Source organism: Flavobacterium hibisci (genome assembly GCF_020026925.1).
Lineage (GTDB): Bacteria > Bacteroidota > Bacteroidia > Flavobacteriales > Flavobacteriaceae > Flavobacterium > Flavobacterium hibisci.
This window is the reverse complement of record NZ_JAIQDW010000003.1, coordinates 311,227-326,075: the sequence shown is the minus strand read 5'-3', so window position 1 is coordinate 326,075 and position 14,849 is coordinate 311,227. Positions and strand designations below refer to the sequence as shown.

The 14,849-nt window shown below is 34.1% G+C and carries 10 protein-coding genes; all 10 read right to left on the bottom strand.

Going from position 1 to position 14,849, the window contains the following annotated elements:
* Nucleotides 1-9: 9 nt before the first annotated feature.
* Nucleotides 10-651: a hypothetical protein gene (locus K8B81_RS05395; RefSeq protein WP_223679636.1), complete on the bottom strand. Its 642-nt coding sequence runs from the start codon at nucleotides 649-651 to the stop codon at nucleotides 10-12.
* A 77-nt stretch (nucleotides 652-728) separates the two neighbouring features.
* Nucleotides 729-1,079, bottom strand: a complete 351-nt coding sequence (locus K8B81_RS05390; protein ID WP_223679634.1) for a cytochrome C oxidase subunit IV family protein — start codon at nucleotides 1,077-1,079, stop codon at nucleotides 729-731.
* 18 nt (nucleotides 1,080-1,097) lie between these two features.
* On the bottom strand, nucleotides 1,098-2,084 hold the full coding sequence (locus tag K8B81_RS05385; protein ID WP_223679631.1) for a cytochrome c oxidase subunit 3: 987 nt from the start codon (nucleotides 2,082-2,084) through the stop codon (nucleotides 1,098-1,100).
* 42 nt (nucleotides 2,085-2,126) lie between these two features.
* Nucleotides 2,127-2,714 carry a cytochrome c oxidase subunit 3 gene (locus K8B81_RS05380; protein WP_223679629.1) on the bottom strand — a complete coding sequence of 196 codons (588 nt, stop codon included), beginning with the start codon at nucleotides 2,712-2,714 and terminating at the stop codon, nucleotides 2,127-2,129.
* Between the two features lie 2 nt (nucleotides 2,715-2,716).
* Nucleotides 2,717-3,619: a heme o synthase gene (gene cyoE, locus K8B81_RS05375; RefSeq protein WP_223679627.1), complete on the bottom strand. Its 903-nt coding sequence runs from the start codon at nucleotides 3,617-3,619 to the stop codon at nucleotides 2,717-2,719.
* Nucleotides 3,620-3,773: 154 nt separating this feature from the next.
* Nucleotides 3,774-5,915 (bottom strand): energy transducer TonB, encoded by a 2,142-nt coding sequence (locus tag K8B81_RS05370; protein WP_223679625.1) that lies wholly within the window; start codon nucleotides 5,913-5,915, stop codon nucleotides 3,774-3,776.
* Nucleotides 5,916-5,917: 2 nt separating this feature from the next.
* Complete coding sequence (gene deoC / locus K8B81_RS05365; protein WP_223679623.1) at nucleotides 5,918-6,658, bottom strand: deoxyribose-phosphate aldolase; 741 nt, start codon at nucleotides 6,656-6,658, stop codon at nucleotides 5,918-5,920.
* A gap of 76 nt (nucleotides 6,659-6,734) precedes the next feature.
* On the bottom strand, nucleotides 6,735-7,118 hold the full coding sequence (locus K8B81_RS05360) for a VanZ family protein (RefSeq protein WP_223679620.1): 384 nt from the start codon (nucleotides 7,116-7,118) through the stop codon (nucleotides 6,735-6,737).
* Nucleotides 7,111-7,491: a glycine cleavage system protein GcvH gene (gene gcvH, locus K8B81_RS05355; protein ID WP_223679618.1), complete on the bottom strand. Its 381-nt coding sequence runs from the start codon at nucleotides 7,489-7,491 to the stop codon at nucleotides 7,111-7,113. The genes K8B81_RS05360 and gcvH overlap by 8 nt, the downstream gene beginning before the upstream one ends.
* Nucleotides 7,492-7,574: 83 nt before the next feature.
* Entirely contained in the window at nucleotides 7,575-14,831 is a 7,257-nt protein-coding gene (gene sov / locus K8B81_RS05350) for a T9SS outer membrane translocon Sov/SprA (RefSeq protein WP_223679616.1), read from the bottom strand.
* Nucleotides 14,832-14,849: the final 18 nt, after the last annotated feature.

Below are 14,849 nucleotides of genomic sequence, written 5' to 3'. Positions count from 1 at the left end.
AATTGAAATTTAGAGTTGTTTAGTAGCATTATGATTCTTTTTAAGAGCTGCACGGTATTCGTAAAGAATAATCTTAAAGTCGTCGAGCATCTCGTTGCTCAATTCAGAAGGATGAAAGGTATTATAGCCTTCTTTATATTCTTTATCATCTTTTCTCCCCCTTAAATTTCTTTCTTTATCAACGATAAAAACATTAGGAGTACCCAGATTTTCGTCCAGCTTCGCTTTTAAATGCAACTGATCATAAAACTTCTGAATATCTTGGTTTGATGCAAAAACAAAATTCCAGTTTTTCACATCTGTAAAAGGAGATAAAGCATCTACAATCTTCTGAGCTTGCTTTTCAGTTCCAAGCGGGCATAAAACTACAAACTGAAGATCTTCAAATCCGTTGTAACGTTTGTAAATTTTTTCGTTTAAGTTAAAATAATTACCACGATTGCTTAAAATATCGGAACCTGCAAAACCTAAAATCGTTATCTTTTTATCAAGTGAAATTTTTTTGCCATTTAAGGATTTCCAATTGCCAAAATCACTAATTTTTGGTGTAATTACAGGAAGTGTTGTAAAACTATTTACGCCGGAGGCAAAAAACAAATAGGCGACAATTGGCAAAACAAAAAGCACAAAGAGAACTATATTTTTTTTCATTGTAAGTGCGGAAATTATTGACTACAAAAATAAAAAAAGCTCCGTTAAACGGAGCTTCTTTTCGAATTAATATCATGTTAAAAATTCCATTTAATAGTAGAATCTTTAAAAACCCCATAAATATAATGTCCTTCAGTTAAGAGAATGAACAATAAATACAGAACAAGGAAAATAACAGGCGATACAACAGACCATCTAAGGCTGCTTTTTTCACCTTCCATGTGCATAAATGCCCATACAATATAGTAAGCTTTGAATATTGTTAAGATATAAAATATCCAGTTTAATAAATTCAAACCAATAAAATGATTAAACTCTAATGATGCTGGTTTATAAATACCAAGAATAACCTCTACTGTAGTTACTACTGATAGTAATGCAAAAACAAACCAGATTCTTTTTGTATTTGATACGTGCTCGTGTGACATAATGATTAAATTCTAAAATTAAACTAAGTAGAAAACTGTAAATACAAATACCCAAACTAAATCTACAAAGTGCCAGTATAAACCAACTTTCTCTACCATTTCATAGCTTCTTCTCTTTTCGTAAGTACCTAATAATACATTAAAGAATATAATGATATTAATGATAACCCCGGAAAATACGTGGAATCCGTGGAATCCTGTAATAAAGAAGAAAAAATCAGCAAATAATTTGCTTCCGTATTCATTTCTTGTCAGATTTGCACCTTCAACTACATATTTTGCATTTGCTAAATGAGTTTCAGACTCTTCTCTTGACAAAACAGTTTTTTTCTTATGTTCAGTTAATTTTTCAGTTCTGATTAATAATTCAGGATGTGCTTTAAAACCTGCCTGCACTTCAGCAACAGTATATGTTGGCTGCGTTTCAGCATCTTCCATAAACCAGGTCGAATGGCTTCTTGTTAAAGCTTCTCTTTGTTCTGGCAATTTTACTGCAAAATCTGCAAGCGCAACTCTTTTACCATCTTTGTCAACAAACTGCAACAAACTTCCACCTGCTGTTTCAATTGCACCATATTCACCTTTTATGAAGTTTTTCCACTCCCATGCCTGAGAGCCTACGAAAATAAAACCTCCAATAATAGTAAGGAACATATAAATTGCAACCTTTGTCTTTTTCAACTGATGACCTGCGTCAACTGCCAAAACCATAGTTACAGATGAGAAAATCAAAATAAAAGTCATTAAGGCCACATAATACATTGGAGCCGAAACACCATGCATAAATGGAAAGTGAGTAAACACTTCGTCAGCCAATGGCCATGTTTCAATAAATTTAAACCTAGAAAAACCATAAGCAGCAAGAAATCCAGAGAATGTCAAGGCATCTGATACGATAAAAAACCACATCATCATTTTACCATAACTTGCTCCTAATGGCTGGATATGCTCTCCGCCTCCCCAAGTTTTTTCGTCGTTATTTGCAGTAGTAACTGTCGCTTCCATAAAAGATATTCGTTAAAAAGTTCCCAAATTTACGTTTTTTTCTTATTTAAAGAAATATAAAAATAAAAATAAATAAACCCACAATAAGTCCAGAAAGTGCCAATACATCGCACCTAGTTCTATACCAAGAGTTTGAGTTGAATTGTATTTTTGTTTAAAATGATTATAAATTACAATTAAAAGAGAAATTAATCCCCCTGCAAGGTGCAATAAATGCGTAACAGTGACCACATAAAGAAAAGTAGTCGTTATAGAACTCCCTTTACCGGTAAAATAATATCCGCTTTTTACAATCTGACCAAAACCTTCAAACTGCAAAACCACAAATGCAATACCTAATAATAATGTAGCAAGCAGAAACCCTGTAGTAGCACTTCTTTTATCTTTTTGAATGGCTTTTTTTGCCAAATGAAAAGCAATACTACAACCAATAATTACAGCTGTACTATAATAAAACGCAGATGGCAATTCAAAATTCTTCAACCAGTCTGCCCTTGATTTACTTACCACAAACGCACTGGTAAGTCCGGCAAACATCATAGTCATACTCACCATTGCGAACAACAAAATCAGTTTTGCCGATTTTGATTTTCTTACTTGTTCTTCACTTATTTTCATTGTCATTTCCATAACTATCTTAAAAATTTATCTACTATAAATACTATTTGCAGTAACGAAATATACGAAACACTTACCAGCATTAATGTTCTGGCCGATTTTGCAGTTCTTAACTGATACAAACGCACAGCATAAAACAACATCCAGAGTCCTAATAAAAAAACTACGATTGCAGCAGTTCGCGTAAGAAATAATTGTCCTGTATATCCTAACATTGGTAACAGCGACGCAATTATCAGCCAAATTGTATATAAAATAACCTGCAAAGCTGTTCCTTTATCTTTTTTTCCTGTTGGAAGCATAAAAATACCCGCCTTTTCATAATCTTCATATAAAAACCATCCAATAGCCCAAAAATGAGGGAATTGCCAGAAAAACTGAATCAAAAATAAAGTACCTGCCTCTATCCCGAATTCACCTGTCGCCGCAACCCATCCTAACATAAACGGAATTGCCCCCGGAAAAGCCCCAACAAAAACAGACAATGAGGTTACCGTTTTTAAAGGTGTATAAACACTCGTATATAAAAATATTGAGATTGCTGCAAACATTGCAGACTTTGCATTGATCGTATATAACAAAACAATTCCTGTAATCGTTAGTAAACTTGCTACCAGCAAAGCCACTTTTGGAGACATACGCCCTGAAGGAACCGGGCGGTTTTTGGTACGATCCATTAAAGAATCAATATCTTTTTCGATTACCTGATTAAAAGCATTAGAAGCACCAACCATACAGTAGCCTCCAACCATTAAAACAGCTAAAACACTCCATTGAAAAGGATTTTCATTATTTACACCTAATAAATATCCTGCAATTGAAGAAAACAAAACACTGATAGCTAAACCAGCTTTGGTAATCTCTTTGAAATCCAGAAATATCGATTTAAGTGAAATTGTATTTTTAGTAGCGTTCAACCTGTAATTATTTGTCTATTTTTTTGAGTGGTGCAAATGTACAAATTAGATTATAGAATTCTGAACTATAAAATTAGAAATTCCAAATAAAAACCTTTTCAAAATAAGGACTTGCCAATCTTTAACACAATTATATCGAAAAGTCTTATTAATATTAATAATCAAAATACCAGTTGAAAAGATCAGAACGCAATCCTATTGTAAACCAGGTCGTACTTTGTTTAAAAGTAGTTGCTGTGTTCTGCATTGGGTCGAAATTTCTATAGATAAAACTTCCAAAAAGTTTCAGATTTGTCATTGGATTTATCAGATATCCTCCCTGAATATCGGCAATAAAAATATTGGTTTTATTGCCCTGACCTATCTTTACACCATTGTCATAAGGTCGTTTTTCTTCATAACTTTTATAAATATTACCTCCGTAGTTAAAAGAATCTTCTGCGGTATCAAAATCAAAACCTCTTTTTCCCACAGTAAATTTCGCATCAGCAAAAAGACGTCCTTTATGATAACGGCCAATCGCAACAAGTTCTTCAAAATTACCACCCCATTGATGACCAAGACTTTGATTATTGTGTGCATAATTAGTAATTACAGCACTATGAGAATATACGTAAGGACGAACATGATTGTATTCTAACTGAAGAAGCAGATCTTTAATTTTAAAGGCGTTAAAATATTTAGCACCCAACTGATATCCAATTTTATTTTTCCAGCTGTTATCTGCCGCTTTTATATCTCCAAATGAAAACTCATCAATCAATAACTGTCCATACAAATTGATATTATTATTCCATTTGTATTTAGATGTAATTCCCAAAAGCGCATTACCGCTTTTAGAAGATGATGCAAACTCAACAGAACGATAAAATATAATCGGATTAACAAAATTTACATCAAAACCTCTGTTATTGGTATCTGTCCACACTACCGATTCAAAGAAACCTAAATTCAGCTTATTTGAAACATTCCAGCTCAGATAATGATTTGCCATGTATTTTGATGCATACGTTTTGTCAACTGTAGCCTCAGGACGAACATCTTTTAGCCACATATACGTATTGGTATATTTTATTTTCCAAAAAGTCGTATTAATTTTAAAGTAAGGATAAGGACTAGCTCCATCGCTTTCCAATAATGAACGATATCCGTCTCCGATAAAATTTCTTCCGTAGCCTAAATGAAAATCGAAAAATTTACTTGGCGAATACGAAATATTTGCTTCCGCTAATGGAAAATCATACGAATCGGTTTTAAATTGTTTTGCAATTCCCATACCTGGAATGATCGCAGGATTTCCTCCTGAAGGCTTTAAGGAATTGGCATAATCATTAAAATATCCTGCAAATCTTCCCTGACTTTCAAAAATTGTGGTGGTAAAGTTGATTTGTTTTCCTAAACCTCCTCTGAAATTGATCGCACGTGTGTTTACATAAGTATAGGACGCATTCAGATCTGAAGCCTTACCGATTTGCAGATCAACAATTGGATTTAAAGACAACCAGTAATCTTCTCCCTGAATCTGAACCATATTTTCATTCCACCATTTTCTTCCTAACCAGCTAGAAGTCTTTTTTTGAAGCGACTCGTTTACTGCTTTTAAATTATAATATTTTGAAACTTCTGCATAAGTGTAAGGTTTGGATGCCGTATGATTGTTACTCCCCACCTGATTCATAGCTGCATCAAACTGTGCATAATAACTGTGTGAAAAAGGAATATTTAAATGACTTTCGAATTCAGGATTATTGTATTTTTTATACACAATACTATCCAGTTCAGTCATTGGCTTTTCTATTGGTTTTAAAATTTCTGCTGCAGCAAGATTCTCCGCAGCAATCTGCTCTGAGCTTTTTAATGGAACATCAATCGAAATGGTGTATTTAGAATAAGTTGCAGTACCATTATAAGTTGATGGCTTTATATTTGGAAATTTATCAAAAACACGTTTGGCTTCTTTCGCCAGATTGTCATTTGTCGCATTTACATAAATTACCTTAAAGACTCCATTTGCATCTACTTCAAAAAGCACCTTAACTTCACCTTTATAATTTGACTGTTTCAAATTTTCCGGAACTTCAAAATTGTTATATACAAAATCATGAACTTCTTTGTAAAAGCAGTTTTCCAGATTTTTAGACTCTAAATTTTCACAATTTGGAAAAACAGGGAAACGTTCAGCAGAAAAACCTGGCTTAACAGAAGATTTGCTTGTTTCCTGAGAAAAAACAGACATGCATAATAATGTCAGAAAGAACGTTAAAAAACTTTTATTCAAAATATTTTTGATTTTCATTACTATTCATTTGGGCTATTTTCTCCGTTTGCAATTGCTTTTGCAGATGAAGTGCCGATTCGTTTAACTCCTAATTCAATCATTTCCATTGCCTCTTTATAAGTCTTAACACCTCCCGAAGCTTTTATCGGCAATGGCGATGCATTTTCTAACATCATAATAATTTCCGGGATAGTTGCGCCATTTGGAGAACCGTCCTGGGTTTTATAAAATCCGGTTGACGATTTTACAAAAACCGATGCATAATCTTCCTCTTTAAAATTAGAAATAATAACGTTTTTTATCAAAGATGAAAGCTGAATAACTTCTTTTTCCGTTAAAGCGGCAGTTTCAATAATCCATTTTACTGTTTTATTGTTTGCCAGCCCTATTTGTGTTGCTATTAAAATCTCTTGTTTTACTAATTCTGTGTCACCGTTTTTAAAAGCTTCATAATTGCAAACAAAATCAAGATCATCTGCACCATTTGCTATTGCCTGATTCGCTTCTTTGATCTTTGTTTCTAAATCTGATTTGCCTTCGGGAAAATCAATAACAGTGCCTACGCTCAAATTTGAATTAGCCTGTAAAATCATTTTCTTGGCCAAAGCTACATACTCCGGCCGAATCATAATGACTTTAAATCCCTCATTAATAGCTTCAGTGATTGCATGTTGAACCACAATATCGTTTTCTATTTCTGAAATACCGGCCTGTGAAGCAGTCTTCAAGTAAGTGGAGTCTAAATATTGCCTGATATTCATATCAATTAAGATTCTGAGATAGCGCAAAAATACATTTAAAATTTAGAAAATAAAAAACCCACCGAAGTGGGAATTATTATATTTTGTCAATTTGCTTTTTAAAAGCTATTGCCGTAAAAACTGCAGCTGTAGCTCCAATGGCATTACCTAAAATATCAGCAACATCTGCTGCCCTGGTTTTGGTAAAAATACCTTGCAATATTTCGATAGTTATTCCAAAAAAAACTGAAAATATAAAGGATATTAAGTAGGCTTTAAAATCATCCGTAGTCTTACCTTTTAATTCTTTTTTGAAAAACAAAATCCATGAAATTGTAAAGCCAAAATGAAAACAGAAATGTACTATTTTATCAATGCTGGGAAAACTGACTGCAGGAATATTACTTGAGTCTGTCAGGCAAAGATAGGTAATTATCCCTGTGCAAATTATTGCCCACAATAAAAGCAGTTGTTTAGGCACCTATAAGTTGTTTGTATGCTTCATCTGACAATAATGAATCTATTTCTGAAGCGTTAGCAATTTTTACTTTAATCATCCATCCGGCTCCATAAGGATCAGAATTTACTGCTTCAGGAGTGCTTTCCAAATCTTCATTAAAAGCAATGATTTCTCCCGATAAAGGCAAGAATAAATCTGATACCGTTTTTACGGCTTCTACAGTTCCGAAAACTTCGTCTTTTTCAAGTGTCTGATCCAAAGTTTCTACTTCAACATACACGATATCCCCTAACTCTTTTTGAGCAAAATGAGTGATTCCTACTGTTGCAACATCACCATCTATGCTAACCCATTCGTGATCTTTTGTGTACTTTAAATTTGCCGGTATGCTCATATTATTATGTTTGAAATTGATATTTAATTTTAAAGTAACAAATGTAACAATCTTCTAATTAAAATTAGTTTATAATAACAAAATTAATTCCCAAAATTATATCGAAGTGTAAATCCTGAACGAATGTTTGTTAGTGGAAATGATGTAGAAATAACTGCTTTCGAAAACGAATGATCGTAATAGAAAATAGCCGTAAGGTTCTTGCTGAAAGCATAATCTGCAGTAAGTTTTAATGACCAGATATTTTGTCCGGCTGCCAATTGATTATTATCATAATCTAAATAGCGAACCAGAGTCTGGTTGTTTCTGTATGAAAAATCTGCCTTGATATTAATATCGCTTTTTATAATTCCGGTTGGATTATCGGCCAGAGTTGATGAAAAAATTACATCCTTAAAACGATACCCTAAACCTACCACATATTCAAGACCTTTAACTTCGGTCAATAAATTATTATCAAAACTCATAGATAAAGCTCTGTCTTTCTTTACTTCAGTAAGTACCCTCAATGATCCTTTCAATTCAAAATCAACACGTATTAACGGACTAAACTGTTCTACCAAATTGACATTTGACATAATAGTTTTATTGAAGAAATTGCCATTTACATCTGTACCATTTGGATTTTCGCTATAATCGAAATTAGATCTAAACTGATTAATTGTATAAGATGCCCTGTAATTGTGCTGTAAAGAGAAACGTTTGAATCTGTCTTTAAAATATTTATAACGCATCAATCCATTATATTTTATACTCCAGTTCGGGATAGGAAAATTTCTAAAAATCCCTGTCGAGGAACTCGATGCATCATTTCCTGAATACGCAGCTAAAAATGCGGGAAGCAAAACTGCCTGATTACTTTTTCCATAACCTACAGGATAGCCATCATTTGACTGAATCATCTTTCTATCAGGGTTATTTGGATTTGCAAGATTATCTATAGGGACATTTGTATCTTCAATTGGCAGAGTTCCAGCGTCGTATCGCGGAATTGTGCTTCCGTACCGATCTTCAGCCAAACGATTTGCTATTATTAGACGGTTATTTCTAAAATCATCAAAAGCAGCCGATACATTTTCATCACTTGTAGAAAAAGCGGTTTTAATTAATACCGTGGAAATAGAAAACATTCCATAAGTATAAGGAGATAAAGGCGTATATTCACCATTGACAACACTATACTGCTCTGAAGAATTTTCAGAATAAGACCTGTCCATACTCAAGTCTATTTTAAAATCCGGAAACAAATCAATATTTGCTGTTGCCTTCAAAAGCTTGTTATTGACCTGAGTATAATTTTGATTGAAATTATCGTAAGTTGTCAGCCAGCCATTTTTAGCCGATTCATATCGTATATCATCCTGACTACCAAAAATAAATCCTAACGTTGGTTTAGAGGTTCCTAAAAACCCTATCCCGGGAGTGTAACCTGGCAAGACTGTTCCGCTGTTTTCTGTATAATTTATCTGAATATTTTTAACACTGGTCAAAACCCCAATTAAACCATCATAAAACGGACTTCTAGTTGTTTGTGCTTTATTGGTATTCACTACTTTTTCTCCTGGTTTTGGTGGCCCCGCAGGTTTTGTTTTTGCTGCTTTTTTAGATCCGGGTGTCAAACCTAAATACTTATACAAAGTAGTCATATTAAAAGTAGTACTTAAAGTATTTGAATTGGCATTCTGAATCGTATTACCCAAATCATATGTTGTAAAAGACCCATCTGGATTTTCTTCTTCGTATTGTGATAAGGCAGTTGAAGAACGCTGCCAGTTGTAATCTGCAGTGTAAGAATAATTGGCTTTTATAAAACTAAGAACGGGCACTTTGTTAATTGGAATGTCATAATTTAAAACCAGCTGCTGTGTATGCTGATTTGGCGTTCCAAGATCAAAATAATCATCCCAAATGCTAAAATCTTCTTTAGGAGTATTATCATCATTCAAAAAGTTTTTAACAATGTTATTTGAGGATGCTGTATAATTTAATTTTAAAGATTTAGTCAGATTGAAACCGAATCCATATTGATAATTATGTGCAAAATTTCTTCTGTAAAGCGCATCAAGACCAATTCCCTGGACATCTTCAACCTGTCTGAATTGCTGGCGATTACTTTGTCTGATAATATTACTATTAAAAGAAATATTAGATGGTAAATAATTAAAATTGAAATCGCTTAACAGTTTCCAATATTCACTTTTTTTCATGAATTTGGTCTGCTTGAAAGGAGTTATTTCTTTTGGCTGAAATGTATAAGCATAATTTACAGATGAATTTGACAGTTCATCCTCATAATCCTCAATTTCATAATCATGACGTTCAACCTGATTGTAAGATTGAGAGAAAGTAAAATTCTCAACATCATAAACATGTGACTTTTGTTCAGGTGTCCTGTCCTTTCTAACGCCTATAAAATTGATGCTTTTGCGTTTGGTATAATCTATAGCCCTGTTTTTAATATTATCTTTTTGAGCCTGATCTGTGGTCTCATCGAGCAATTGTTTCAACTTAATATCCTGATTGAAGGGATCATATTCAGGTGTAATCACTTCTTCTCCAATTGCATAATTAAACGGAAGGTTTATACCCCATTTTGGAGGAAGTAATTTTCCTAAATTTAAATTCGTAACAATATTATACTGCTGGATATCTTCACGGTCTCTTTCATTTGCGCCTTCTTCAATAGATCCAAAACCAATTGTACTTTTACGTCCGGTTGCTGAAACTGTAGCAAAATCAGCCATGTTTGTATCAATGTTTAATATGGCTGCCATACCACCTTTGTTCTCCATATCAGACAAACGAAGCTCATTGAACCACACTTCCCCTTTTATTCTTTTATCAACGGTATTCCCATTTTTGATACCCACCATTAAATTTCGGACCAACCCGAAATTAGGATTTCCCTTAATACCCAATACTAATTTACTATCTCCATCACCTTCTGAAACATCAGGATCATTATCAGGGTAGTAAATCCCATTAATATCTCTTTTTGAAGAATTAATATCGATACTCATCCCTTTAATCTTCATCCTGGTGAGTAAATCAAGTGCCAGGTTCATTTCATTTGCTTGAGGCCAAACCAAGTCAGGATTTATACTACAGCCACCTCCAGTGACAGTTACTTTTAAAGGAATTTCTACCTGATAGAAGTTTTCTGTAAAATCATTTCCAAATCGAATAAAGGCTACCATTTCATTGTCTGCAACACTTGCTTCACCCTCCAGAGATTCAGCATGAAGAAACATTTTCAGTTTTTTATACTGACGCATATCAATACTGACATTTTTAAAAGCAGCCCTTGAATCCTGCGCTTCTAATCCGTTACCGGAAACACGTAATGCCAATGATTGTTCATTTTGATTGATAATCGTATTATTATTGTACAATTGTTCTCTTTGAACATTTGGCGGCATAACATAATTTACGGGGCATTTCGTACTGTTTTCCTGAATATTTACTGCCTGTACATCAAAATCAGTTCCGTCATTAGTTGGATCGGTATCAGCTTTATCCATAGTTCCGTCATATCTCCTCCACTCTCCTCTCACTAAATCTAATGCTCCAAAACGTACTGTAACCTGATCATTAAAGCCCGTCATAAACATTCTCATAAACCGTATAGACCTGAAATCAGAAATATTTCCAATAGTACTTTGAGGTTGTGCAACCGGTATTTTAAACTGGATCCATCTTGCTGTCGTACTTCCTCCATTAGGTAATTCAACATTATTTACCACTTTAATATCAGTAATGTAATTTTGCCCAATAGCCATATCCGGCTTAATATCAATACTATACTCATAATACGCATTGATTGTATTCATTGTATTGTCGCGATTAATATCTTCGACATCTGGCAAAGTTGTTGATCCTCGATTTGCATCATTTATATCTACAGGAGAGTTTCCTTCAACACCATTATACTTTTTATATCGATCCTGAACACCTCCGGTTGTGTTTAAGAAATAGGTATAATCGTCAGCTGCGGGGTCTGATTCTGCAGCATAATTAGTATAAATAGCACCTTCTCTTCCATTAGGAAGGCCATCTAAACCTACATCCTGATTGGTTCTGTTTCCGGTATTATTATCAAAAGCATAAATTAAAGATTGCGAAGCCGGAACCTCTCCCCAAATTGGCTTTACCACTAACTGATCCGGTCCAAGTCCGTTTTCATATTGTTTTCTTCCGTCTTTTAAAATATCCTCTGAGACTTCTCCTAAATTAAAATATATTTTTCCGACATTAGAAGGCTGTGCTGATGCATTTCCTACATAAGGATCGAGTATCCAAAATTGAATATACTCCACATTGCTTTGTTCAAAATTGGTTGAATTTAAAGAACGCATAATCCCTCCAAAATTACCATTTACGGGATCTGAACCAAAAGTTGGATTGTTATTATAAGGTCCTCTTTCTGAAGGATAATAACTCAAATCAAGCGTATTGATTACCTGTAATTGACCTTGCGCAATATCTGTGTTTGGATATAATTCTCTACTATAAATTCGTCTTGTAGTATTTAAAGACAAATCATCATTTGATATTCCGGATGGTTTTTGTGTGTAAAAAATAGGATCTATAGAATACCATGCGAGTTTAGCTCTTTTATATCCATAACTAAGAGTATTGGAGTCTGCACCAAAAGTAGTATCTGTATCAGAATTAATAAACGGTGTAGAAGCAAGACTCCAGGCGTAAGCAGATCGCATATCCACAGTAGATTGGGACCCCTCAAAATCATCTACATATATAGTAGCTTCTCCCTCAAAATCACTTGCTTTTGGGGCATCCGGTTTTAAAAAAGCAACTTCTCCTCTTATCGAAAGGGTTGAAGGTACATCTGTATCAATATTTGGCAGTTTATTTACTAATCTGGTGAAAAATGGAATTTCTGTAGAATAATTTCCATTAAATCCGAAAATTGTATTATTTACAGATTCCTGCCCATAACTCGATTTTTGAGTAAATGGCCTTTCTGTCATCTTCAAATAGGTTCCCCCAATAAGAAATTTATCTGAAATTTTATGCTCAACATTGAATCCCATAAACCTTCTTGTCTGTTGACCAAAAACAGAATTATTCTCTAAGGAAACTTCTATTGGTGTATTTGAAGCCTGTAAGGATGCATCCAGAATCTGAACTCTTCCCAGCTGATAATCGACGCTATAATCAATCCCTTCAACCAAAACTCTTCCACCGGCAGTAACTACAACAGAACCTTGCGGAACATTAAAGGCTCCTATCGGAATCCCGTCACTTCCGGATGATTTATATTTTCCTCTTAATAAAAACTTATTTTTATCACTGTCCTGTAAAGCCCCAGACTGTGTAGTCCTATACATATTCCTAAACACATATTTCCTCTGGTTTGGGTTATAAGTAGAAGGATCATTATAATTTTCTCCAGCTGCACCTGTGTTTAATTTATCAAATAATAACTTTCCAAATGGCTCTTTAGTAGTAAATATAATTCGTCCGTTTTGCGCATCAAAAGTAATGCCTTGCAGATAATCAAAGAAACCATCTCCACCTGCCTGTGGATCATTATTGTAATTTAATCTATCCAGATTAAAAACTTTCAATAATGGTGTGTCTTTTACTTCATTACCTGCGGTTGGATTAGAAGGAAAAGGATTTGCAGTATCAACTGGTGAAATATAATTGATTGGTGACGGATCAGTATAAAGGATATTAAATCTAAAATCGTCTTGTTTTATCTGATAAGCCCCAGGTATCTGATAGATGTTTTTCATCATCAGGTTCCAGACAGGATTATTAACATTCGTTAAACTGCTTTTTAGCATTTTCAAAATCAAACTTTGCGTGATAACGGCCTGATTGTTATTTTGAGAACTTCCTGTCACTACTGTACCATCAACTCCATCACTACCAAACTCCCCTACCTGATATACAACTCCTCCAACAGTATATTCATAGGCTACTGCTAAAATTTCATCATTCGCCAAACGCTGCTGCAATGAAATATACCCTAACTGAGGATTAAAAGTATATTCGTTTGAAGTTAATTTTCTGGCATTTTCAAGGACTGAATAATCCCTTCCTTCACTTCTGTTAGGGTCAGCATTATTAAAACCATTTTTTGCAGTAACAATTTCTCTAATGTTTGAATTTAAATATGATCCAGGCTGACCAATTGCAGCCGGATCATATTTATTGTTTTCATTATCTGTAGGTGAATCAACAGGCTTATTAGTATTAAAAAAACCCGTTGAAGGATTTATAACAACGACTTCAGAATCAGGCAATCCTGTAAGCTGTGCTTCTCCCAAATCCTGAAGTGCAATAATGTTTCGCAAATTATTACTTGTTGTACTTACACGATTTTGTTTGTTTGTTACCCAAACTTCCAATCTGGTAATTTGTACACGACTATCGATGAAAGGATAATTTCTTAACGATGCATCGTATTTATTTCTAAAATATTGTGATAAGAAGAAGTGCCTGTCATTGTCGTAATCCAGTGCGTATAAATCAAAGTTCTGAATTGTTCCGCCACCTTCAGCAACTATACTTTTTGTTTGCGATTTCTGCTCAGAGAAAACTCCTGTAACAGTTGTTTTCCCAAATTGAAGCTGTGTCTTAACACCAAACAAACTCTGTGCCCCACGAATTAAAGTACTATTTAAAGGCATACTCACATTACCTACTTCTACTTTCTGAATAATATCATCCTCTGTTGGAGTATAAGCCAGTTTGAAAAGATTTTGAAAAGCAAATGTAGATTGGGTATCATAATTGGCATTTACTTCTAATCTGGTACCTACCTTACCCATTAAGCTCATACTTATTCTTTGGTCAAAATCAAAAGTAAGACTTGATCTGTTTCTTGGCGAAAATGAAGGATTATCCTGTTTGCTATATCGTAATCCCAAGTCCATCTCAACTGATCCTGTGGGCTTTACATCAATTGTATTACTTCCAAAAATAGATTCAAAAAGGCTCGAATTAATATAATATCTTGGCAATAAATCTTTTTTTGCGTTTTCACTACCTGCTTTTTTCCCGTCAACAGCGATCATTTTTTGCCTGAAATAATTTCTTCTGGATTCCTTAAGCAGTAAATCTTCGTATTGTTTTGGGGTTAAAACCAGTGGATAATCAATAGAAAAACCGTCAACAGAACTCGTATAAATATAACGGTCTGTGACAGGATCGTATTTGTACCCGGAAAGTACGCTTGGGGGATTTTCTAATTCTAGTTTTCCAACAGAAAATCCTGTTTTAGTAGTATCCTGAATTGTTGGATTTACCTGTGCATGCAGAGCATTGCCACAAAATAAAACCAGTAAAAAAAGTAAAATTTTACGCATACAATTCAAGTGTCTTAA